Consider the following 21761-nt stretch of genomic DNA (forward strand, 5'->3'; position numbering starts at 1 on the left):
CAGCTTTCCTAATCGCGACCCCGACCAGAGGGGATTCGATCATGACCAGGATTTTTGCGGCATCCATCAGCCTGTTCGCACTCGCAATCGCCGGCACCGCCCATGCGCAGCAGCCGCTGCCCGAGGAGGAAGGCGGCATCGTCGTCACCGGCCAGCGCGCGCAGTTGCAGCGTTCCATCGATCAGAAGCGGGCGGCGCTGGGCATCGTCGATGTGACCGCGTCCGACGATATGGGCCAGCTTCCCGACAAGAATGTGGCCGAAGCGGTCGAACGCCTGCCCGGCGTCGGCGTCCAATATGACCAGGGCGAGGGGCGCTATGTCGCGGTGCGCGGCGTGCCCTCCAGCCTCAACGGCTATACCATCAACGGCTTCGAGATCGGCAATCCCGACGGGCTCGACCGGCGCCTGCCGCTCGACATCCTGTCGGGCCAGCTCCTGAAGCAGGTGGAGGTCGCCAAGGTGAAGACCGCCGACCTGACCGGCCAGGGCATCGGCGCGACCATCAACCTCGTCACCCAGACCGCCTTCGACTTCGACGATCGCTTCATCTTCCAGGCGAACGGGCAGGTCGGCTATCAGGAATTGCGCAAGGGCGACCAGCCGATCAAGGGCGATGTCACCATCGGTACCCGCTTCGGCGCGGACGAACAGTTCGGTATCCTGCTGGGCGCCAGCTATTCCGACCGCACCTATACCAGCTATGGCATCTATCCCGATGACTGGACGCCCGACGCCGATGCCGCGCGCGGGGCCGTGCCGGTCAACATCAAATATAATGACTATCGCCTCAAGCGCGAGCGGATCGGTGCGGCCGGCTCGTTCGACTGGCGCGGCGAGAGCGTCCAGCTCTATGTCCGCGGCATCTATTCCAAATTCTCCGAGGATGAATATCGCCAGCGCTTCCGGCTCGATTTCTCCGATATCGACTGGGACGCCAATGGCCTGACCGGCATTGCCTCCACCAGCGAGCAGCGTTCCGACCTGCGGCTGGAATATAAGGAAAAGTCGGTCCTGTCCTTCATGGCCGGCGGCACGGCGGACCTGACCGACAACTGGTCGCTCGATTTCGGCGCGGCACGCACCCGCAACGAAGTGATCGAACCCAATCAGCTCTGGCAGTTCCGGGGCAATCCCGGCGCGGTCGCGGTCGATTTTTCGGACAAGCTGTTCAGCGCCGTGCCGGTCGGCGGCTATCTCGATCCGTCGGACCTGGGCTTCCGCCAATATTCGGCGCAGGATGAATATGGCCTGGAAAAGACCTGGCAGGGCCGGCTCGACCTGACCGGCAAGCTGCCGACGATCGGCCAGAACAGCTTCGTCAAGTTCGGCGCCAATGGCCGCTGGACCGACAAGCGCTTCGATTCCTCCAATGACGTCTATGCGCGCGGCAGCAGCGCCAACCGCTTCACCCTGGATGGCCTGTCTGGCGACACCGTCATCGTGAAGCTGGGCGATGGCCGCAATTATTTCCTCGGCCCGGTGATCGATGCCGACCTTGTCGATGCCTATACCCAGGGCCAGCTGGGCGGCGCGCAGTTCGTGCTCAACGAAGCGACCAGCCTGGCCAATGAAACGCTGAGCGATTTCGACCTCAGCGAGAATGTCTATGCCGGCTATGCCATGGTCAATCTGGACTTTGGCGCGCTGTCGGTCACGGGCGGCCTACGGGTCGAGCGGACCGAACTGGACATTGACGGCTATCTGCTGGAAGGCGACGTCGTCCGCCCGACGTCGGGCCGCACCCGCTATACCAACTGGCTGCCCAGTCTGGTGGTGCGCGTGACCCCGTCGCACGACACCGTCTTCCGCCTTGCCTATTCGCGCAGCATCGGCCGGCCCAGCTATGCCGACCTGTCGCCGGGCGGCACCGTCACGGTGGAGGGCGCGGACGAGATCAGCGTGTCGAGCGGCAATCCGGCGCTCAAGCCCTATGTCGCGGACAATCTCGACATGTCGGCCGAATGGTATTTCGCGCCCGGCGGCCTGATCAGCGTCGGCGCCTTCGCCAAGTTCATCCGCAACCCGATCTTCACGCAAAGCTATACCATCAATGACGGCAGCTTTGGCGGTGTCGCCTATGACCGGATCAATTTCAGCCAGACGCTCAACGCCGACAAGGGCGATATCATCGGCCTGGAAGCCGCCTGGCAGCAGCAGTTCACCTTCCTGCCGGGCCTGCTCTCGGGTCTTGGCATGAACCTCAACCTCACCCTGATCGACTCCAGCTTGCGCATGCCGGACCGTGGCACCGTCGCCTTCCCAGAACAGTCCAAGTTGCTCTGGGGGGCGCAGCTCTTCTACCAGAAGGGTATCGTCGAAGCGTCGGTCGCCTATCATCATACCGGCCGCGCCTTGCTGTCGGCGGGTGATATCCGCCTCAATGACCAGTATAATGACGATCTGCGTCGTCTGGACGCGAAGATCGGGGTGGATGTGACGAAGAATGTGCGCCTCTTTGCCGAAGGGCAGAATCTGACCGACGAGCCGACCCGCCAATATCAGGGCGGCGTGCGCGACTGGGTGATCCAGAATGAACGCTATGGTCGCACCTTCTATGTCGGGGCCTCGGTCAAATGGTAAGAACGCTGCTTGTCGGAACCGCGCTGCTGGCGCTGGCGGGCGGAGCGATCGCCCAGTCGCCGGCGGATGCCCCGTCGCCGCCGCCATCCCCCGTCAGCCTGCGGATCAAGGCGCCGGAAGCGCATCAGGGCGCGGCGTCGGACGGCACCTATGTCTATGCGATCGACAATGACCGGATCGGCAAATATCGCATTGCCGACGGACAGCGCGTGGCGCAGTGGCAGGGGGAGCGCCGCCTTTATCCGCACATGAACAGCTGCACCGTGGTCGGCGTCGAACTGGTCTGCGCCGCGTCCAACTATCCCGCCGTGCCGCAGACCAGCGCAGTCGAGATTTTCGACACGAAGACGCTGAAACATGTCCGCAGCGTCAGCCTGGGCTTTGGCCCCGGATCGCTGACGGTGATGGATCGCCATGACGGCAAATGGTGGGCGGTCTTCGCCAATTATGAGGGCAAGGGCGGCGAGCCTGGGCACGATTATCGCTATACGCTGCTGGTGCGGATGGACGATGCTTTCCGGGCGGAGGAAAGCTGGGCGTTCCCGGCCGACGTGCTGGCCCGCTTCGCGCCCAAAAGCTGTTCCGGCCTTAGCTGGGGCGCAGACGGCCTGATCTACGCCACCGGGCATGACCGGCCCGAAGTCTATGCGCTGAAACTGCCCGAGGCGGGATCGGTGCTGGAGCATGTCGGGACGCTCGGCATCGCGACGCCGGGCCAGGCGATCGACTGGGATCCCAAGGCGCCGCGCCGCCTCTGGTCGATCGGCCGGGGTGCTGGCGAGATGGTGGCGAGCGAGATGCCGCCGGTTCGATAGGAGGGATCAGCGCACCTTCAGCCCCAGTTCGGCGAGCAGTTCGCCGGCCTGGTCGCGCGAGATGGTGGCGCCGCGAAAACGGCTGGCATCGCCCAGATGCACGCCGCCTATGTCCGCGCCGCGCAGGTCGGCGCCCTCGAACCGGGCACCGTCCAGCATCGCCTCACGCAGGCTGCAGCCTTCGAAACTGGCCATGCGGAAATCGCATTTGCGCAGGTCCGCCTGCGAAAAATCGATGCGGCTCAGCCGTTGCTTGCGGAAGGACAGGCCAGGCAGGCGCGCGTCGATCAGCAGGCATTCGGCCATGTCGATCTCCAGCGCGCGCAGGTCCGACAGGTCGGCGCCGGTCAGCTTGCACTGGGCCAGCCGGGCGCCCTCCAGCCGCGCCCGCCGCATCACGACATTGTTGAAGTCGCATCCGGTCAGCACCGCGTCGCTGAGGTCGCAGCCGGTGAAATTCGCGCCGCCGCCGCGGCAGCCCTGCCAGCGCGTGCGCTCCAGCATGGCGCCGGCCAGATCGGCATTGCGCAGGTTGCAGCGCTCGAACTGCCAGCCGGTAAGGTCGAGCTGCGTCAGTTCCGCCGCCTCCAGATCGCAGTCGATCAGGGCGTGGGGCGTGCCCGCCAGCGCCATGATGTCGGCGCGCGCCAGTTGTTGCCCGTTGCGCGCGGGCAGGGCATCCATGTCGGTCATGCCGCCGTCTATGCCTTGGGCGTCAGCTTGAGCAGGCGGCCCTGCGACTTGCCGCCATCCTCCAGCAGCCACAGCGCGCCGTCCGGCCCCTGTTCAACCTCGCGGATGCGCGCGCCCATATCCCACTGGTCGGCCTTTTCCGCATTCTCGCCGTCCAGCTTCACCCGCACCAGCGACTGGCTCGACAGGCCGCCGATGAACAGCGATCCCTTCCATTGCGGGAACAGGTCGCCCGAATAATAGATCAGGCCGCCCGGCGAGATCACCGGATTCCACCAGACCTTCGGCGCCTCATAGCCGTCGCCGGGCTTGTGATCGGGAATGTCGCGGCCGTCATAATGATCGCCGTTCGACACGCGCGGATAGCCATAGTTGAGGCCCGGCTTGATCAAATTGACCTCGTCGCCGCCCTTGGGGCCCATTTCCTGTTCCCACAGACGCCCGTCCTTGTCGAAGGCGATGCCCAAAAGATTGCGATGGCCATAGGACCAGACCGCCGGGTTGAAGCCCTTGGCGGCCAGCGGATTGCCCGCCGCCGGCGTGCCGTCCAGATTGAGGCGCAATACCTTGCCCAAGGTCGATTTGGGATCCTGCGCCGGTTCGAACTTCTGTCGCTCGCCATTGGTGAAGAAGAGATATTTGCCGTCCGGCGAGAAAGCGATGCGGCCCGAGTAATGGCCATTGCCCTCGACATAATCGCTGGCACGGAAAATGACCTTCACGTCGGCCAGCCTGGTCGTGCCGTTGCTCGCCTGGTCGAAGATGCCGGTGGCCAGCGCCACGCCCTTGCCACCGGCGCGGTTCCCCTCACCGGCTTCGGAAAAGCTGAAATAGACCTTCTTGTCCTGCGCGAATGTCGGGGAGGGGACGATGTCCATCAGCGCGCCCTGACCCTCGCTGTCGACCTTGGGGATGCCGGCGACCGGGATCTTGGTGCCGTTCTTCGGATCGAACAGGATCATCTCACCGGCCTTTTCGGTGATCAGCATTCGCCCGTCGGGCAGGAAGGTCATCGCCCAGGGCGATTCGAAATCGGCGATCACCGATGTCTTGAACGGCTTTTCCCCAGTGGTCGCACCGGCATTCTGGCCGGTCGCGTTGTCCGCCGAACAGGCCAGCAGGGCGAGGGGGAGAGTGACGGCCATCACGCGCAGCATGGGAAACTCCTGTTATAATATTCGCGGGGGAAAGCCGATTTTCGGCGGGGGTTCCATGCCCGCATCCTCCACCGGATGCGGGCATGGATGCAAGCCTCATCGGCGATCAGCCGATTTCTTAAGCTTCTGCCGCTAGAGACCGGGGCGGCAAGAGGGGGAATATGGTGCTGCACGGCGTATCGGATTTCGATGCTGCGTGCGCGCAGGCAGGCACCTTGCGCGTCGAGCCGCTATGCCTTGCCGACGCGCTGGATTCGACCGTGCTTGCCCGCGCCTGGGAAAGGCTGGAGGCACGCGCCGACTGGCCGACCCAGACCCGCCTGTTCGCCGCCACGCTGAACGAGCTTATTGCCGCCGGGCCAAGTCGCATCATGACGGTCTGGGCGGGGGGCGATCTGGTCGCGCTGCTGCCGCTGTGCCGGGATGGTGGCGCGCTGGCCCGCTGGCGGATGATCGGCGCGCGCGAAATCTATGAACCTGGCGACATGCTGTGCAACGGGACGGCGGCCGCCGATGCGCTGGCCGGCACGATCGCGCATTTGCCGCATCCCTTGCTGCTCGATCGCATATCGGCCGGATCGCCCCTGATTCCCGCATTGGCGCGGGCGCTGCGGCGGCGCGGGCGGCTGGTCGTGCGGCCGGCGATGGCCTGTCCCCATATCGCGCTTGATGAGGGCTGGCGCGACCCGGAAGGCCGCTTCAACGCCGGTCGCCGCTCCGACTTCCGTCGCGCCCGGCGCAAGGCGGAAGGGTGCGGCCTGCTCCAATGCGAGACGCTGGCGCCGGACGCCGACAATTTCGATGCTTTGTTCGACGAGGCTGTCGCGGTCGAGGCGCTGGGCTGGAAGAGCGAGGCGGGCACCGCCATCGCCACCGACCCGCGTCAGGCGGCGATCTTCCGCGCTTTCTTCCGCGCCGTGGCGCAGCGCGGCGATCTGCGCATCTCCTTCCTGCGGATCGACGGCCGCGCCATCGCGATGCAGGTGGCGGTGCTGTGGAACGGCCGCTACTGGCTGTTCAAGATCGGCCATGACGCGGCCTTCAATGCCTGTTCGCCCGGCGGACTGCTGATGCTCCATGCCATCGGCTGGGCGGCGCAGGCGCGGCTGCACAGTTTCGAATTTCTCGGCGTCGCCGAACCCTGGATTCGCAAGCTCTGGACCCAGACGGAGCATGACTGCGTCCAGTTGCGCACCTATCCTTATAATCTGCGCGGCGCGGCGGCCTTTGCGGCGGACGCTATTGTCTGGTCGCGGCAACGGCTGCTGCTGCGGTGAGGGGCGGGGCGGCCTGGCGCCTGTTGCGGGACACGCGTTATGCTCTTCCGGCTGCGCTGGGCCGGGTCATCCCGGCACCCGACGCCCCCCATGCCGTGGCGATCGCCCGGCAACAGGCCCGCGCCGGCGCTGCCACCACGATCGGCTATTTCGAAGGGGCGGGGGGTGATCCCTCGTCGATCATGGCCGCCTATGCGCGGGTGGCGCAGCGGGCGCGCGGCCTGGACCTCAGCCTGTCGGTGAAGGCGCCGCCACTGCGCTTCGATCCGGTCAGCCTGCGCGAACTGGCGCAGATTGCGCGCAAGTCCGGCCTGTCGCTGGTGTTCGACGCCCATGGCCCGCAGGATGCGGACGAGACGCTGGCGGCGCTCGAACGGCTGCTGCCCGACTTTCCCGATACCGGCATCGTCCTACCCGCCCGCTGGCAGCGCAGTCAGGCCGACGCGGTCCGGCTGCGCGACAGCAGCGCGCCGGTCCGTATCGTGCGCGGGGAGTGGCCCGATCCGGCGGGCGATGCGGTCGATCCCGATGCCGCCTATCTGACGCTGGTCGAAGCGCTGGCCGGCCGCGTGGCGCCGGTCGCGATCGCCACCCATCGCCCCGCGCTGGCCGACCGGGCGCTGGCCCTGCTGCGTAACGCCGGCACGCCGTGCAGCCTGGAACAGTTGCGGGGCCTTCCGGGCCGCCGCTGCCGGGCGGTGGCGCGGGGGCAGGGGGTGCCGGTGCGCCTCTATGTGCCGTTCGGTCCCGGCTGGATTCCCTATGCGCTGGACCGGGCGCTGGCCCGGCCCTATCTGCTGGCGTGGATGTGGCGCGACTGGACAGGCCGCGCAGACCCCTGAAATAGCGCATTTTACGAAAGATGTTGCAGGTCATTGGCAACCTGCCTATATGGATATTGCTTCCTTACATCGTCACACATGTCAGGGTCGCAGGCACCAAGCCTGCGGCGGCAACAAGCAGCTATATATTTCTGGCCTATCTGATTTCTGGAGTATCCATGGCGGACATCGCCGAACTGACCGCATTGATCGAGCCCGAGGTAAAAGCCCTGGGGTTCGACCTCGTGCGCATCAAGCTGTTCGGATCGGGCGACGAATATACGCTGCAGATCATGGCCGAAGACCCCAAGACCAAGCAGTTGGTCATCGAGGATTGCGCCGCGATCTCGCGCCGCCTGTCCGACGTGATGGATGAAGTCGACCCGATCGAGGAAGCCTATCGTCTGGAAGTCAGCTCGCCCGGTATCGACCGGCCGCTGACCCGCCTGCACGATTTTCTCGAATGGGCGGGCCATGAAGCGAAGATCGCTGCGACCGAAGTGGTCGAGGGGCGCAAGAGCTTCCGTGGCATCCTCAAGGGCGTCGAGGGTGAGGATATCCTGTTCCAGGATGCCAAGGCCGGCGATGTCACCATCCCGTTCGCGCTGGTCGGCGATGCCAAGCTGATGCTGACCGATGCACTGATTTCTGCTACCATGCCGCTCTCCTCCGATGGGGCGGACGAGTTCGAAACCGAGGAATAAGGGTTTTATCGTCATGGCCAACGCCATTTCCGCCAATAAGGCCGAGCTGATCGCGATCGCCAACAGCGTCGCCAGCGAGAAGATGATCGACAAGGCGATCGTCATCGAGGCGATGGAAGATGCGATCCAGCGCGCCGCCCGTGCCCGTTACGGCGCCGAGAATGACATCCGTGCCAAGCTGGACCCGGACAGCGGCGACCTGCGCCTGTGGCGCGTCGTCGAAGTCGTCGAGGTGGTCGAGGATTATTTCAAGCAGGTCGACCTCAAGCAGGCCGCCAAGCTGAAGAAGGACGCCGTGGTCGGCGACTTCATCGTCGATCCGCTGCCCGCGATCGACCTCGGCCGTATCGACGCCCAGTCGGCCAAGCAGGTGATCTTCCAGAAGGTCCGCGACGCCGAGCGCGAGCGTCAGTTCGACGAGTTCAAGGACCGCGTGGGTGAAATCATCACCGGCGTCGTCAAGTCGGTCGAGTTCGGTCATGTCGTCGTCAATCTGGGCCGCGCCGAAGGCGTGATCCGCCGCGACCAGCAGATCCCGCGCGAAGTGGTTCGCGTCGGCGACCGCATCCGTTCGGTCGTGCTGAACGTGCGTCGCGAAAATCGTGGCCCGCAGATCTTCCTCAGCCGCGCGCACCCCGAATTCATGAAGAAGCTGTTCGCGCAGGAAGTGCCCGAAATCTATGATGGCGTCATCACCATCATGGCCGCCGCCCGCGATCCGGGTTCGCGCGCCAAGATCGGCGTCATCAGCCGTGACAGCAGCATCGATCCGGTCGGCGCCTGCGTCGGCATGAAGGGCAGCCGCGTTCAGGCCGTCGTGCAGGAAATGCAGGGCGAAAAGATCGACATCATCCCCTGGTCGGAAGATACCGCGACCTTCGTCGTCAACGCGCTGCAGCCGGCCCAGGTCGCCCGCGTCGTCATCGACGAGGAAGAAGAGCGCATCGAAGTCGTCGTCCCCGACGATCAGCTGTCGCTCGCCATCGGCCGCCGCGGCCAGAATGTCCGCCTCGCCAGCCAGCTGACCGGCAAGGCGATCGACATCATGACCGAGGCCGACGCCAGCGAGAAGCGCCAGAAGGAATTCGTCAGCCGTTCGGAAATGTTCCAGAACGAGCTGGACGTGGACGAGACGCTGTCGCAGCTGCTGGTCGCCGAAGGCTTTGGTGAGCTGGAAGAAGTCGCCTATGTCAGCGTCGAGGAACTGGCCGGGATCGAAGGTTTCGACGAGGACCTGGCTGCCGAGCTGCAGAGCCGCGCGCAGGAAGCGCTCGACCGTCGCGAACAGGCTGCCCGTGAAGAGCGTCAGGCACTGGGCGTCGAGGACGCGCTGGCCGACATGCCGCACCTCACCGAAGCGATGCTGGTCACGCTCGGCAAGGCTGGCGTCAAGACGCTCGACGATCTCGCCGATCTGGCCACCGACGAACTGGTGCAGAAGAAGCGCGTCGATCAGCGTCGTCGCAAGTCGGACAGCGGCAATGAGGACAAGGGCGGCATCCTGGCTGCCTATGGCCTGAGCGACGAGCAGGGCAATGAGATCATCATGGCCGCTCGCGCCCACTGGTTCGAAGGCGAGGAAGCGTAAGCCAAGATGCCTTTCGTCGACATCCGCCTGGCCGGTAGCGCGACTCGCGAGCAGAAAGCCGCGATCGTTGCTGACGTCACCCAGTCGCTCGTGGAGCGGCTGGGAAAGCCGGCGGCTGCCGTCCAGATCGTGATCTCGGAAGTCTCGACCGAAAATTATGCGGCCGGCGGTCAGTTGATCGCCGACCGCGCCCTTTCTCCAGCCAGGGAGGACGCCAATGCTGCGGACACTCCCCGATGAGAGAATAAGCCTACTCGACAGCGTTGGTCTTGCCCTTTTGTCCGTTTTGGCGGAGGGGCGCGCATGACCGAACGCAAATGCATATTGAGTGGCGACCGCGCCGATCCCGAAACGCTGATCCGCCTGGCCATCGGCCCTGAAGGACAGGTTCTGCCCGACGTCCGCGCCAAGGCGCCGGGCCGGGGCGCCTGGATCGGCGTGTCGCGGGCCGAGCTGGAAACGGCGCTGGCCAAGGGCAAGCTCAAGGGCGCGCTCGCCCGCGCCTTCAAGGAAGGCGCTCTTGAAATTCCCGACAATCTTCCCGATCTGGTGGAGGCCGGGCTGCGGCAGGATCTGCTCAGCCGCCTGGGGCTGGAGGCTCGCGCCTCCATGCTGCTGACTGGATCGGAAAAGATCGACGTCGCATGCCGCAAGGGCATGGTGAAAATGCTGCTCCATGCCGCCGATGCGGGCACGGACGGCAATCGAAAACTGGACCAGGCCTTGCGCGTGGGACAGGAAGCGGAAGGCACGGATCTTGCGGGCATCGTCTTGCCTGTGGACCGGCACGCCCTATCTATGGCAATGGGGCGCGACAATGTCGTCCATATCGCGGTGACCGACTCGCGGGCGACAGTGCGCCTGCGTGCGGCTCTGGGCCGCTTGGAAAGCTATCTGGGATGCGCTACCGGGGCGCCGGTGCATGGGGAGCAGGACTCCGCCGATGCGCAGGCGCATGAGGCTGCATGGAATGATGCGTCGGCGGCTGCGCCGGCTGATGATGATGTGAAGGGTTAAACATAGTCGATGAGTGACAGCAACGAAGACAAGCCGGTTCTGGGCCGCAAGCCGCTGGGGATCAAGCGCACGGTCGAGTCCGGTCAGGTGCAGCAGCAGTTCAGCCATGGCCGCAAGAACACGGTCGTGGTTGAGGTGAAGCGGCGCCGCGTCCCCATGGGCAAGCCGGGTGAAAGCACCGGCGCTGCGCCCGCTGCTGCGCCCCAGGCTGATCCGACGCCGGCGGCACCCGCTGCGCCGGTCGCGCCCCGTCCCGCCGCGCCTGCGCCGCAGCAGCGCGCGCCGCAGCCCGCCCCCGTGCGCCAGGCGCCGCCGCAGAGCCTGATGTCGCGTCAGGAACTGCAGGCCAAGCTGCTGCGCGAGGCCGAGGAAGCCCGCATGGCCGCCCTGGAAGATGCGCGCCGCCGTGAGGATGCTGCACGCCTTGCCGCCAGCGAGGAAGAAAAGCGCCGCGCCGAGGAAAATCGCCAGGCTGCCGAAAATGCCGAGGTCGAGGCCGCCAAGGCTGCCGAAGCCGCCGAGCAGGCCAAGGTCGCCGAAGCCGCCAAGCCGGCTGCGCCGGTCGAAGCGCCGGCCGCGCCGGCTGCTGCAGCCGAGCCTGCCGCTGCCGCCCCGGCTGCGCCCGCCGCACCGGCGACGACCAGCTCGACCATGCCGCCGCCGCGCCGCTTCACCCCGGTCGCGCCGGTCAAGCGCCCCGAGCCGGCGAAGCCCGATCGTGCCAAGCGCAACGATGACAATCGCCGCCAGTCCGGCAAGCTGACCGTCACCCGCGCGCTTGCGGACGACGACAGCGCCCGTGCCCGCAGCCTCGCCGCGCTCAAGCGCGCTCGCGAGAAGGAACGTCGTGCCCATTATTCGGGCGGCAGCCAGCCGCGCGAGAAGCAGAGCCGCGACGTCGTGGTGCCCGAAAGCATCACCGTGCAGGAACTGGCCAACCGTATGGCCGAAAAGGGCGCGGACCTGGTCAAGGCCCTGTTCAAGATGGGCACCGCCGTCACGCTCAACCAGCCGATCGATCAGGATACGGCGGAGCTGCTGGTCGAGGAATTCGGCCACCGCATCCAGCGCGTGTCGGATGCCGACGTCGAAATCGGCATGGAAGGCGAGGCTGACGCACCCGAAACGCTCAAGCCCCGTGCCCCGGTCGTGACCATCATGGGCCATGTCGACCATGGCAAGACTTCGCTGCTCGACGCGCTGCGCGGCACCGACGTGGTGGCCGGCGAAAGCGGCGGCATCACCCAGCATATCGGCGCCTATCAGGTGAAGACGAAGAGCGGTGATCTCATCACCTTCCTCGACACGCCGGGCCACGAAGCCTTCTCGGAAATGCGTGCCCGTGGCGCCAACGTCACCGACATCGTCATCCTCGTGGTGGCGGCCGATGACGGCCTGATGCCGCAGACGATCGAAGCCATCAACCACACCAAGGCTGCTGGCGTGCCGATGATCGTCGCGATCAACAAGTGCGACAAGCCCGACGCCAACCCGCAGAAGGTGCGTGAGCGCCTGCTGAGCGAGGAAATCGTGGTCGAGGATATGGGCGGTGACGTCCAGGACGTCGAAGTGTCGGCGCTCAAGAAGACCGGCCTCGATGAACTGATCACCAAGATCCTGCTCCAGGCCGAGGTCATGGAACTGACCGCCAACCCCGATCGCGACGCCGAAGGCAATGTGATCGAGGCACAGCTCGACAAGGGCCGTGGTGCGGTTGCGACCGTGCTGGTCCGCAAGGGCACGCTGAAGATCGGCGACACCTTCGTCATCGGTTCGGAAAGCGGCAAGGTCCGCGCGATGATCAACGACAAGGGCCAGCAGGTGAAGACCGCCGGCCCCTCGACCCCGGTCGAGGTTCTGGGTCTGTCGGGCGTGCCGATGGCCGGTGACCAGCTCACCGTCGTCGAGAATGAAGCCCGCGCCCGCGAAGTCGCTGCCTATCGTCAGGAACAGGCGACCAAGAAGCGCACCACGGCTGCCCCCACCAGCTTCGAGCATATGTTCTCGGCGCTGAACACCAAGGTCATCGAATATCCGGTGGTGGTGAAGGGCGACGTGCAGGGTTCGGTCGAAGCGATCGTGTCCTCGCTCAACCGCATCTCGACCGACGAGATCAAGGTCCGCATCCTGCATTCGGGCGTCGGCGCGATCACCGAAAGCGACGTCACGCTGGCCGCTGCCAGCCGCGCGCCGCTGATCGGCTTCAACGTCCGTCCCAATGCCAAGGCCCGTCAGCTCGCCGAGCGTGAGAAGATCAGCCTGCGTTACTATGACGTGATCTACGACCTGCTTGAGGAAGTTCGCGGCGAAATGGCTGGCCAGCTCGCCCCCGAACGGATCGAGACGATCGTCGGGCGCGCCGAGGTGCTGCAGGTCTTCCCGGCCGGCAAGAAGGACAAGGCGGCTGGTCTGCTCGTCCTCGACGGCATCATCCGCAAGGGTCTGGCCGCGCGCCTCACCCGCGACGATGTCATCGTGTCGCGCACCAACATCGCGTCGCTGCGTCGCTTCAAGGACGATGTCTCCGAAGTCCGCGCCGGCATGGAGTGCGGTGCGGTCCTGCAGGACACCAACGACATCAAGCCGGGCGATACGCTCGAACTGTTCGAAGTCGAAGAGCGCGCACGCACGCTGTGAGTTACAGAAGGCCGGTCGAGGAATTTAGCTGTGAGCTAAATTTCTTGACCGGCCTTTGCCGTGCCTATAATTTGCGGATGTGGATATCCGCTTCTCGAAGACGGCGATGAGAGCGCTGCTGCGATCGAACAAGCGAACGCTTATTCGGCAGAAGATTGACGAGTTGGCGAACGATCCCGCATCGCTGGAAGCCAATGTGAAGCGTCTTCAGGGGCGCCCGGAATATCGCTTGCGGGTTCAGGACTGGCGCGTGATTTTTCGTCTCGAACAGGATATCCTTTGGATTGATGATATTGCGCCGCGCGGATCGGCTTATGAGGTGAACCCGTGACCGTCCAGATTGTCGAGATTGCGGGTCAGAAGATCGCTATGCTGCCGGTCGAGGATTATCAGCGACTTGTCGATGTTGCTGAGGATAAGGCCGATATGGTCGCGGCCGCTGAGGCTGCGCGTCGCCGTGACGAGGGAGAGGAATATGTTCCCGCTGTCGTGGTTGACCGGATCATGGCGGGGGATAGCCCCTTGCGCGCATGGCGGAAATATCGGGGCCTTACCTTGGAGCAACTCGCTCTGCGGGTGCCGATGACAGCAGCTTATCTGAGTGATCTGGAGCGCGTAAAGCGTGAAGGATCGGTCGGCACCTGGATGAAGCTGGCACGCGCTTTGGGCGTGGCAATTGATGATATTACGATAGAAAGCTGATCCATGTCTGCCCAACAATCCGAAGGCCCCTCTGTCCGCCTGCTGCGCGTCGGCGAACAAGTGCGCCATGTCCTTTCCGACATTCTCCAGCGCGGCGACGTGCATGACGATGTGCTGAGCCAGCATGTGGTCAGCGTCACCGAAGTGCGCATGTCGCCCGACCTGCGCCACGCCACCGTCTTCATCAAGTCGCTGCTCGGTAAGGATGAGGAAGCGGTGCTCAAAGCGCTGCGCACCAACACCGCCTATCTCCAGCGCGAAGTCGCGCACCGCATCCGCCTCAAATATGCGGCGAAGCTCAAATTCCTGTCGGACGAGAGCTTCGACGAGGGCAGCCATATCGACAAGCTGCTCCGCGATCCCAAGGTCGCTCGCGATCTGGAACAGGATGAGAGCGAAGATTGAAAGGCTGGCCCCCGGAGCGCTGTTCCGGGGGAGGGCTACGCCATGGCTGCGATGGAATTTTGAGCGCGTAAACGTGCGATCGCCTCGTCGGGCGTTTTACCTGTAGCAATCCAGGCCGGATGCGCCTGCCAGAACGCAGCTGCCTCCAGGTCATTACCGCTGGGGCCGTGGCTCATGATCCAGCCTATCCGCGAAGCCTGCTCGCAGGAGTGATCGCCCTCGGCCAGTGCAAGCCATGCCCCGCCACTATAGGCACCGCTATACCGGTCCTGCACGAGGACGATGGGATAGAGACAGGCTTTACTGGCTTGCGCGTTCGTCACGTGTTTGCTCCAGAAAAGGAGCGAAGCATCTTGCCACATTTCGTCCGGTCGCGGAATGTTTCCAGCGTCGACGCGACGGTGCGGCAGCGCTAACAGCGTCTTTCCCGGAACCGGAAGATCAAGAGGGGCAAACGCATGAAGATGAGCGGGATAATCAGTATGGCCGCCTTGGCATTGGCTACGCCCGCCATCGCCCGTGAACCCGCCATCCATCCCGCTGTCACTACCGATCCCGCGCCCGACGCCGCCAACCCGGCGCGGATGGATGCGTTCGTCATTCCCTCGGGCGAGGGGGCGATGAATGCGGTCATGTATGTCGCGGCGGGTAGCGGCGTGCATCCGACCCTGCTGCTGCTCCACGGCTTTCCCGGCAATGAGCAGAATCTGGACCTGGCCCAGGCCGCGCGTCGTGCCGGCTGGAATGTGCTGACCCTTCATTATCGCGGATCATGGGGCAGCCCCGGCATCTTCTCCTTCACCAATGCGGCGGAGGATGCGTTCAACGCGCTGCTGTTCCTGGAGGAAGCCTCGACCGTCGCCAAATATCGCATCGACACCAGCGCGATCGTGGTCGCCGGCCACAGCATGGGCGGCTTCATGGCGGCGGAGGCGGCCGCCGCCGAACCGCGCGTCGCCGGCCTGTTCCTGATCGATCCCTGGGATCCGGCCCAGACCGTCGCGTCGCTGGCGACGCCACAGGGGGAGGCAGGGTGGAAGGCCGAGGTGGCGGGCGACCTGCCGCCGCTTGCCGGCGCCAGCTATGAAAGCCTGACCGCCGAGATCAAGGGCGATACGCAGAAGTTCGACCTCGGCCGCAAGCTGGTCGGCTATGGCCGCCGTCCGCTGATCATCATCGGTGCGGATCGCGGTATCGGCGCGATGGCGCGCAAGGTGGGGGCGGACGCCCAGTCGGCCAATCCTAACACCCGCCTGATGGTCTGGCCGACCGACCACAGCTTCTCCGACAAGCGGATCGCGCTCGCCGATGCGCTGGTGCGTTTCCTGGCTGGCGTTGCGCCCACGCTGCGCTAAAGCGCGGCCATGGCGAAGCTCTATTTCTATTATAGCTCGATGAATGCGGGCAAATCGACGACCCTGCTGCAATCGAGCTTCAACTATCAGGAACGCGGCATGGCGACGATGCTGTGGACTGCGGCGGTCGACGATCGCTTCGGCCATGGTCGGATCGCGTCGCGCATCGGGCTGGAGGCGCAGGCGCATCTGTTCGAGCCGGGCGTCGACATGCTTGCCGCTATCGCCGCCCAGCATGACGCGACGCCACTCTCCTGCGTGCTGGTGGACGAGGCGCAGTTCCTGACCCGCGATCAGGTCTGGCAACTCGCCGCGGTCAGCGACAGCCTCGGCATCCCCGTTCTCTGCTACGGCCTGCGCACCGATTTTCAGGGGGAATTGTTCGAGGGCAGCGCCCATCTGCTCGGCCTTGCCGACGCGCTGACCGAGATCAAGACGGTGTGCGACTGCGGTCGCAAGGCGACGATGAACCTGCGCGTGGATGCGTCGGGCAGGGCGATCCGCCAGGGCGCCCAGACCGAGATTGGCGGCAATGACCGTTATGTGGCGCTGTGCCGTCGCCATTTTGTCGAGCAGATGCGCGGATGAGCCGGATGGACGATCTGCTGGCGCCGATCGAAGCGCCCGGCCTCTATCTGGAGCAACTGGCGAACCATCATCGCGAAGCCTTGCGCGCGATCTGCCCGATCGACGATCCGGTATGGGAGATTTACCCCAACCATCTTGCCGGCGCGGATTTCGATCCGACCTTCGACGCGATCCTGGCGACGCCCAATCGCTACACGTTTCTCATTCTGGCCGATGGCGAGCCGGTCGGCATGTCGGGTTATCTCAATGTCGATGCCGCGCATAATGGGCTGGAACTGGGCGGCACCTATATGACGCCGTCGGTGCGTGGCACCGGGCTCAATGGCCGGATCAAGCCGCTACTGCTGGCCCGTGCCTTTGCCTGTGGCTTTACCCGCGTCCAGTTCTGCATCGATGCGCGCAACATCCGCTCGCAAAAGGCGGTGGAGAAGCTGGGCGCCGTGCGCGAGGGCGTATTGCGCAAGCAGCGCATCACCTGGACCGGCCATGTCCGCGACACGGTGATCTACTCGATCCTCGCCGACGAATGGGCCGCCCGCGCCGTCTGACGTCTGACGTTTCGTCATTGCGAGCGCAGCGAAGCAATCCATGGATCGCCACGCTTCGCTCGCGACGACGATATCAATCTAAGCCGGCAATCCAGTCGGGCAGTTCGCCCAATCGCTCCAGCTGGGTATAGCGGGCCGCGCCGATCGGTGGCTGTGCCCGCTCATGCGACCAGGCGCCTTCCTGCGGAATGAACGCGGCCCAGGCGCCGGCTTCCAGTGCCGGCAATATGTCCGACCGCATCGAATCCCCGGCCATCACCGCCTGTTCGGGCGCGATGCCATGGCGGGCGAACAAGGTGCGGAAGGTGTCGACCTTCTTGTCGCTGACAATCTCGATCCCGGAAAACAGGTCGCCCAGGCCCGACGCCGCCAGCTTGCTTTCCTGGTGCAGCAGGTCGCCCTTGGTCACCAGCACCAGCGGGCCGATGTCCGCCAGCCGCTCCAGCGTCTCCTCCACCCCATCGAACAGCTCGACCGGATGGGCCAGCAGCGCGCGGCCCGCCGCCAATATGTCCTGGATCATCGCGGTCGACAGCTGCTCGCCCGCCAGCTCCACCGCCGCCTCGATCATCGAGAGGGTGAAGCCCTTGGCGCCATAGCCATAGAGCGGCAGGTTGCGGATCTCGCAGGCGATCAGCCGTTCGCGCGTCACATCGACATCGGCAAAGGGCTGCAGCATGTCGGTCAGCGCGTCCTGGGTCGCGTTGAAATGGCGCATATTGTGCCACAGCGTATCGTCGGCATCGAGGCAGATGAGCTTGATCGTCATGGGAGCGGGAATAGCCGAGCGCGGGGCAGGGGGAAATGGCTGATCGTCGAGGCGTTTCATCCTTCCTTCCATTAGCCTCCGTTTCTCGACAGGCTCGAAACGAACGGACGTAAGGATGCGATAAGGGCTGACAGGGCAGGGCGGGCGCTATAGAGCGCGCCGCCATGCACGGCTGGATCATCCTCGACAAACCCCATGGCCTCGGCTCGACCCAGGCGGTCAGCGCAGTGAAGCGCGCGCTGCGGACCCAGCGCGAGGTGCTGGGCGGCACGGAGAAATGGAAGGTTGGCCATGGCGGGACGCTCGATCCGCTGGCGACCGGCGTGCTGCCGATCGCGATCGGCGAGGCGACCAAGCTGGCCGGCCGGATGCTCGACAGCGACAAGATCTACGATTTCACCATCGCCTTCGGCGCACAGACCGACACGCTCGATCTGGAGGGGAAGGTCATCGCGGAAAGCGAGGTGCGCCCGACGCTGGCCCAGCTGGAAGCCATCCTGCCGCGCTTCACCGGTCCGATCGAGCAGGCGCCGCCCGCTTATAGCGCGATCCTGATCGACGGACAGCGCGCCTATGACCTCGCCCGCAAGGGGGAGGAAGTGGAGATGAAGACGCGATCGGTGACGATCCATGAACTATTCCTCCCCGGAACGGGGAGGGGGACCGCGTCGCGCAGCGACGGGGTGGAGGGGCAGGCGCCGCTGGATGTGACTTTGGATGGGCTGGATGTGACTTTGGATGGGCAGGATAGGGGGGGCGTGCCCCTCCACCATGCTTCGCATGGTCCTCCTCCCCGTGCCGGGGAGGAATTGGCCGCCGTCACCCTGCGTGCCCATGTCTCCAAGGGCACCTATATCCGCTCCCTCGCCCGCGACATCGCGCTGGCGCTCGGCACGGTCGGCCATGTCACCATGTTGCGGCGGATCAAGGCCGGGCCCTTCACCCTGGAAACCGCGATTTCGCTGGACAAACTGGACGAAGCTGCTAGGGGCGGCGACATCGGCGAGCTTATGCTCCCGTTGACGGCAGGGCTGGACGATATCCCGGCTCTTGCAGTCTCTCCCGATGAAGCATTGGCACTCCGACAGGGGAAGATGCTCATGGGGAAACCGCACACCGGTCTCCTGCTGGCGATGTTGGGCGATACGCCCGTCGCGCTGGTGGAGTCCAGTGGCCCGGAGATCCGGGTGGTGCGCGGCTTCAATCTCTAGATACGAAAGGAAGCCCGATGTCGATCACTGCAGAGCGCAAGGAAGCGCTGATCAAGGAACATGCCCGCGTCGAAGGCGACACCGGTTCGCCGGAAGTCCAGGTTGCGATCCTGTCGGAGCGCATCTCGAACCTGACCGAGCATTTCAAGGGTCACCACAAGGATAACCACAGCCGTCGCGGCCTGCTGATGCTGGTCAACAAGCGTCGTTCGCTGCTGGACTATCTGAAGAAGAAGGATGCGGCTCGCTACACCGACGTCATCACCAAGCTGGGCCTGCGCAAGTAAGCCTGCTAATAAGGGACGGCCCCATTCGGGGCCGTTTCCGATTCTAACGGACGTCCTTTTGGGGATGTCATTCGGGACGGGCGCAATCCGGCGCCCCGTTTCGTTTCAGGGGCCATACGATGCTCCACAACCGCCGCGGACCGGTTTCGTCCGCATATGAGGCCCCGCCCGGCAATAGGGCCAGGTGGGCAAAGGAACATATATGTTCGATGTAAAGAAAGTTTCGATCGAGCTGGCCGGCAAGACGCTGACCCTCGAAACCGGCCGGATCGCGCGTCAGGCCGACGCCGCCGTGCTGGCAACCTATGGCGAAACCGTGGTGCTGTGCGCCGTGACCGCCGCCAAGTCGGTGAAGGACGGCCAGGACTTCTTCCCGCTGACCGTTCACTATCAGGAAAAATATTCGGCCGCCGGCCGCATTCCGGGTGGTTTCTTCAAGCGTGAGCGTGGCGCCACCGAGAAGGAAACCCTGGTTTCGCGCCTGATCGACCGTCCGATCCGCCCGCTCTTCCCCGAAGGCTTCTACAACGAAATCAACGTCATTGCCCAGGTGATGTCGTTCGATGGCGAGAGCGAGCCCGACATCGTCGCGATGATCGCTGCTTCCGCTGCCCTGACCCTGTCGGGCGTGCCCTTCATGGGCCCGATCGGCGCTGCCCGCGTCGGTTACAAGGATGGCGAATATCAGCTGAACCCGTCGCTGGACGAAGTGAAGGCCGGCGAACTCGACCTGGTCGTCGCTGCCACCAGCAACGCCGTGATGATGGTCGAATCCGAAGCCAAGGAACTGTCGGAAGACGTCATGCTCGGCGCCGTCCTGTTCGCCCATGAAGCGAGCAAGAAGGTCGTCGACGCGATCATCCAGCTGGCCGAAAAGGCCGCCAAGGATCCGTGGGAAATGGCCAAGGGCGACGATCTCGGCGCGCTCAAGACCAAACTCAAGGATCTGATCGGTGGCGACATCGCCGCCGCCTACAAGCTGACCGACAAGTCGGCTCGCTCGAACGCCCTGAACGAAGCCCGCGCCAAGGCGAAGGCGATGTTCACGGAAGACGGCCTCGACGCCCAGACCGTGATGGCCGGCATCAAGCTGACCAAGAAGCTGGAAGCCGAAATCGTCCGTGGTGCCATCCTGAAGGACGGCCAGCGCATCGACGGCCGCACCACCACCCAGATCCGTCCGATCGAGGCGATGGTCGGCTTCCTGCCGCGCACCCATGGTTCGGCCCTGTTCACGCGCGGTGAAACGCAGGCCATCTGCACCACCACGCTGGGCACCAAGGACGCCGAGCAGATGATCGACGGCCTCACCGGCCTGCACTATGAAAACTTCATGCTGCACTACAACTTCCCGCCCTATTCGGTCGGTGAAGTGGGCCGCTTCGGTGCGCCGGGTCGTCGTGAAGTCGGCCATGGCAAGCTCGCCTGGCGTGCGCTGCACCCGGTGCTGCCAACCAAGGACGAATTCCCCTACACCATCCGCGTTCTCTCGGACATCACCGAGTCGAACGGTTCCTCGTCGATGGCCACCGTCTGCGGTGGTTCGCTCTCGATGATGGACGCGGGCGTTCCGCTCAAGCGTCCGGTGTCGGGCATCGCCATGGGCCTGATCCTGGAAGGCAGCGACTTCGCCGTCATCTCGGACATTCTGGGTGATGAGGATCACCTCGGCGACATGGACTTCAAGGTCGCTGGCACGGAAGCCGGCATCACCACCATGCAGATGGACATCAAGGTTGCCGGCATCACGCAGGAAATCTTCGAGACCGCCCTGCGCCAGGCCAAGGAAGGTCGCGCCCACATCCTGGGTGAGATGAACAAGGCCCTGTCCTCGACCCGCACCGAACTGTCGGCGCACGCCCCGCGCATCGAGACGATCCAGATCGACAAGTCGAAGATCCGTGACGTCATCGGCACCGGCGGCAAGGTCATCCGCGAGATCGTCGCCGAAACCGGCGCCAAGGTCGACATCGACGACGAAGGCATCATCAAGATTTCGTCGTCCGACACCGCCCAGATCGAAGCTGCCAAGAAGTGGATTCTCGGCATCGTCGAGGAAGCGGAAGTCGGCAAGATCTACACCGGCAAGGTCGTCAACATCGTCGACTTCGGTGCGTTCGTGAATTTCATGGGTGGCAAGGACGGCCTCGTCCACGTCAGCGAAATGAAGAATGAGCGCGTCGAGAAGCCGACCGACGTCGTGTCGGAAGGCCAGGAAGTGAAGGTCAAGGTCCTCGAGATCGATCCGCGCGGCAAGGTTCGCCTGTCGATGCGCGTCGTCGATCAGGAAACCGGCGAGGAACTGGAAGACACCCGTCCGGCTCGCGAACCGCGTGAACCGCGCGGCGACCGTGGTGATCGCGGCGATCGTGGTCGCGGCCCGCGCCGTGACGGCGGCGACCGTGGCGGTCGTGGTGGCGATCGTGGCCCGCGCCGCGACCGTGGCCCGCGCAGCGAAGGCAAGGGCGACGATGACGGCTCCAACGCCGGCCTGCCCGACTTCCTGACCCAGGACTGATCGGCAGCATCATCGCTGACAGGAAAATGGGGCGTCCGGTTCGACCGGGCGCCCTTTTTCGTGACGAATCCCGTCAGGCCTGATTTC

General features: G+C 64.7%; 22 protein-coding genes. 18 read left to right on the forward strand and 4 right to left on the reverse strand.

The window, feature by feature from the left end:
* The first annotated feature begins 41 nt into the window (after positions 1-41).
* Together ACI6S0_RS02925 and ACI6S0_RS02930 are read left to right on the forward strand one after the other, a co-directional pair.
* Complete coding sequence (locus ACI6S0_RS02925; protein WP_434404884.1) at positions 42-2582, forward strand: TonB-dependent receptor; 2541 nt, start codon at positions 42-44, stop codon at positions 2580-2582.
* Positions 2576-3397, forward strand: a complete 822-nt coding sequence (locus ACI6S0_RS02930) for a hypothetical protein (protein ID WP_434404885.1) — start codon at positions 2576-2578, stop codon at positions 3395-3397. The genes ACI6S0_RS02925 and ACI6S0_RS02930 overlap by 7 nt, the downstream gene beginning before the upstream one ends.
* Before the next feature lie 6 nt (positions 3398-3403).
* Here the strand turns inward: ACI6S0_RS02930 and ACI6S0_RS02935 are convergent, their stop codons facing one another.
* Positions 3404-4090 (reverse strand): pentapeptide repeat-containing protein, encoded by a 687-nt coding sequence (locus ACI6S0_RS02935; RefSeq protein ID WP_434404887.1) that lies wholly within the window; start codon positions 4088-4090, stop codon positions 3404-3406.
* An 8-nt stretch (positions 4091-4098) separates the two neighbouring features.
* A complete protein-coding gene (locus ACI6S0_RS02940) occupies positions 4099-5247 on the reverse strand; it encodes a PQQ-dependent sugar dehydrogenase (RefSeq protein WP_434404889.1) in 1149 nt (382 codons plus the stop codon).
* 161 nt (positions 5248-5408) lie between these two features.
* On the opposite strand from ACI6S0_RS02940, the gene ACI6S0_RS02945 reads away from it, so the two are divergent.
* The 10 genes from ACI6S0_RS02945 (at position 5409) to rbfA (ending at position 14398) form a co-directional block, all read left to right on the forward strand.
* Positions 5409-6524 carry a GNAT family N-acetyltransferase gene (locus tag ACI6S0_RS02945; protein ID WP_434404890.1) on the forward strand — a complete coding sequence of 372 codons (1116 nt, stop codon included), beginning with the start codon at positions 5409-5411 and terminating at the stop codon, positions 6522-6524.
* 23 nt (positions 6525-6547) lie between these two features.
* On the forward strand, positions 6548-7366 hold the full coding sequence (locus ACI6S0_RS02950) for a proline dehydrogenase (RefSeq protein ID WP_434404891.1): 819 nt from the start codon (positions 6548-6550) through the stop codon (positions 7364-7366).
* Positions 7367-7524: 158 nt separating this feature from the next.
* Entirely contained in the window at positions 7525-8049 is a 525-nt protein-coding gene (rimP, locus tag ACI6S0_RS02955) for a ribosome maturation protein RimP (protein WP_017499896.1), read from the forward strand.
* A gap of 13 nt (positions 8050-8062) precedes the next feature.
* Positions 8063-9637 (forward strand): transcription termination factor NusA, encoded by a 1575-nt coding sequence (gene nusA / locus ACI6S0_RS02960; protein WP_004211271.1) that lies wholly within the window; start codon positions 8063-8065, stop codon positions 9635-9637.
* A 6-nt stretch (positions 9638-9643) separates the two neighbouring features.
* Positions 9644-9877 carry a tautomerase family protein gene (locus ACI6S0_RS02965; RefSeq protein WP_037517753.1) on the forward strand — a complete coding sequence of 78 codons (234 nt, stop codon included), beginning with the start codon at positions 9644-9646 and terminating at the stop codon, positions 9875-9877.
* A 63-nt stretch (positions 9878-9940) separates the two neighbouring features.
* Entirely contained in the window at positions 9941-10654 is a 714-nt protein-coding gene (locus tag ACI6S0_RS02970) for a DUF448 domain-containing protein (RefSeq protein ID WP_099230930.1), read from the forward strand.
* Between the two features lie 9 nt (positions 10655-10663).
* Positions 10664-13291 carry a translation initiation factor IF-2 gene (gene infB, locus ACI6S0_RS02975; protein WP_434404892.1) on the forward strand — a complete coding sequence of 876 codons (2628 nt, stop codon included), beginning with the start codon at positions 10664-10666 and terminating at the stop codon, positions 13289-13291.
* A 79-nt stretch (positions 13292-13370) separates the two neighbouring features.
* Positions 13371-13622: a type II toxin-antitoxin system RelE family toxin gene (locus ACI6S0_RS02980; RefSeq protein ID WP_017499899.1), complete on the forward strand. Its 252-nt coding sequence runs from the start codon at positions 13371-13373 to the stop codon at positions 13620-13622.
* Entirely contained in the window at positions 13619-13993 is a 375-nt protein-coding gene (locus ACI6S0_RS02985; RefSeq protein ID WP_017499900.1) for a helix-turn-helix domain-containing protein, read from the forward strand. Before ACI6S0_RS02980 ends, ACI6S0_RS02985 begins: the two co-directional genes overlap by 4 nt.
* Positions 13994-13996: 3 nt before the next feature.
* On the forward strand, positions 13997-14398 hold the full coding sequence (rbfA, locus tag ACI6S0_RS02990) for a 30S ribosome-binding factor RbfA (RefSeq protein WP_434404893.1): 402 nt from the start codon (positions 13997-13999) through the stop codon (positions 14396-14398).
* Positions 14399-14433: 35 nt separating this feature from the next.
* Here rbfA and ACI6S0_RS02995 read toward each other — a convergent pair whose 3' ends face one another.
* Entirely contained in the window at positions 14434-14721 is a 288-nt protein-coding gene (locus ACI6S0_RS02995; protein WP_434404894.1) for a hypothetical protein, read from the reverse strand.
* Between the two features lie 135 nt (positions 14722-14856).
* On the opposite strand from ACI6S0_RS02995, the gene ACI6S0_RS03000 reads away from it, so the two are divergent.
* Genes ACI6S0_RS03000 through ACI6S0_RS03010 form a run of 3 tightly spaced genes read left to right on the forward strand, consistent with a single transcriptional unit; the run spans position 14857 to position 16889 of the window.
* Entirely contained in the window at positions 14857-15753 is an 897-nt protein-coding gene (locus ACI6S0_RS03000; protein WP_434404895.1) for an alpha/beta hydrolase family protein, read from the forward strand.
* Positions 15754-15762: 9 nt separating this feature from the next.
* Entirely contained in the window at positions 15763-16341 is a 579-nt protein-coding gene (locus ACI6S0_RS03005) for a thymidine kinase (protein WP_004211282.1), read from the forward strand.
* On the forward strand, positions 16338-16889 hold the full coding sequence (locus ACI6S0_RS03010) for a GNAT family N-acetyltransferase (RefSeq protein ID WP_434404896.1): 552 nt from the start codon (positions 16338-16340) through the stop codon (positions 16887-16889). The genes ACI6S0_RS03005 and ACI6S0_RS03010 overlap by 4 nt, the downstream gene beginning before the upstream one ends.
* A 73-nt stretch (positions 16890-16962) precedes the next feature.
* Here ACI6S0_RS03010 and ACI6S0_RS03015 read toward each other — a convergent pair whose 3' ends face one another.
* Positions 16963-17658, reverse strand: coding sequence for an HAD family hydrolase (locus ACI6S0_RS03015; RefSeq protein ID WP_434405895.1), 696 nt, complete (start codon positions 17656-17658; stop codon positions 16963-16965).
* A gap of 164 nt (positions 17659-17822) precedes the next feature.
* On the opposite strand from ACI6S0_RS03015, the gene truB reads away from it, so the two are divergent.
* The 3 genes from truB (at position 17823) to pnp (ending at position 21674) form a co-directional block, all read left to right on the forward strand.
* Positions 17823-18869 (forward strand): tRNA pseudouridine(55) synthase TruB, encoded by a 1047-nt coding sequence (truB, locus tag ACI6S0_RS03020; protein ID WP_434404897.1) that lies wholly within the window; start codon positions 17823-17825, stop codon positions 18867-18869.
* A gap of 17 nt (positions 18870-18886) precedes the next feature.
* Positions 18887-19156: a 30S ribosomal protein S15 gene (gene rpsO / locus ACI6S0_RS03025; protein ID WP_434404898.1), complete on the forward strand. Its 270-nt coding sequence runs from the start codon at positions 18887-18889 to the stop codon at positions 19154-19156.
* Positions 19157-19358: 202 nt separating this feature from the next.
* Positions 19359-21674, forward strand: a complete 2316-nt coding sequence (gene pnp, locus ACI6S0_RS03030; protein WP_434404899.1) for a polyribonucleotide nucleotidyltransferase — start codon at positions 19359-19361, stop codon at positions 21672-21674.
* Positions 21675-21761: the final 87 nt, after the last annotated feature.

Origin of the sequence: Sphingobium sp. DN12 (assembly GCF_051058005.1) — a bacterium.
Taxonomy (GTDB): domain Bacteria; phylum Pseudomonadota; class Alphaproteobacteria; order Sphingomonadales; family Sphingomonadaceae; genus Sphingobium; species Sphingobium yanoikuyae.

Excerpts from the sequence above, each read along its gene's own strand:
- ACI6S0_RS02925 (WP_434404884.1), top strand. The coding sequence starts at position 42 with ATGACCAGGATTTTTGCGGCATCCATCAGCCTGTTCGCACTCGCAATC.
- ACI6S0_RS02930 (WP_434404885.1), top strand. The coding sequence starts at position 2,576 with ATGGTAAGAACGCTGCTTGTCGGAACCGCGCTGCTGGCGCTGGCGGGC.
- ACI6S0_RS02935 (WP_434404887.1), bottom strand. The coding sequence starts at position 4,090 with ATGACCGACATGGATGCCCTGCCCGCGCGCAACGGGCAACAACTGGCG.
- ACI6S0_RS02940 (WP_434404889.1), bottom strand. The coding sequence starts at position 5,247 with ATGCTGCGCGTGATGGCCGTCACTCTCCCCCTCGCCCTGCTGGCCTGT.
- ACI6S0_RS02945 (WP_434404890.1), top strand. The coding sequence starts at position 5,409 with ATGGTGCTGCACGGCGTATCGGATTTCGATGCTGCGTGCGCGCAGGCA.
- rimP (WP_017499896.1), top strand. The coding sequence starts at position 7,525 with ATGGCGGACATCGCCGAACTGACCGCATTGATCGAGCCCGAGGTAAAA.
- nusA (WP_004211271.1), top strand. The coding sequence starts at position 8,063 with ATGGCCAACGCCATTTCCGCCAATAAGGCCGAGCTGATCGCGATCGCC.
- ACI6S0_RS02965 (WP_037517753.1), top strand. The coding sequence starts at position 9,644 with ATGCCTTTCGTCGACATCCGCCTGGCCGGTAGCGCGACTCGCGAGCAG.
- ACI6S0_RS02970 (WP_099230930.1), top strand. The coding sequence starts at position 9,941 with ATGACCGAACGCAAATGCATATTGAGTGGCGACCGCGCCGATCCCGAA.
- infB (WP_434404892.1), top strand. The coding sequence starts at position 10,664 with ATGAGTGACAGCAACGAAGACAAGCCGGTTCTGGGCCGCAAGCCGCTG.
- rbfA (WP_434404893.1), top strand. The coding sequence starts at position 13,997 with ATGTCTGCCCAACAATCCGAAGGCCCCTCTGTCCGCCTGCTGCGCGTC.
- ACI6S0_RS03000 (WP_434404895.1), top strand. The coding sequence starts at position 14,857 with ATGAAGATGAGCGGGATAATCAGTATGGCCGCCTTGGCATTGGCTACG.
- ACI6S0_RS03005 (WP_004211282.1), top strand. The coding sequence starts at position 15,763 with ATGGCGAAGCTCTATTTCTATTATAGCTCGATGAATGCGGGCAAATCG.
- ACI6S0_RS03010 (WP_434404896.1), top strand. The coding sequence starts at position 16,338 with ATGAGCCGGATGGACGATCTGCTGGCGCCGATCGAAGCGCCCGGCCTC.
- ACI6S0_RS03015 (WP_434405895.1), bottom strand. The coding sequence starts at position 17,658 with ATGACGATCAAGCTCATCTGCCTCGATGCCGACGATACGCTGTGGCAC.
- truB (WP_434404897.1), top strand. The coding sequence starts at position 17,823 with ATGCACGGCTGGATCATCCTCGACAAACCCCATGGCCTCGGCTCGACC.
- rpsO (WP_434404898.1), top strand. The coding sequence starts at position 18,887 with ATGTCGATCACTGCAGAGCGCAAGGAAGCGCTGATCAAGGAACATGCC.
- pnp (WP_434404899.1), top strand. The coding sequence starts at position 19,359 with ATGTTCGATGTAAAGAAAGTTTCGATCGAGCTGGCCGGCAAGACGCTG.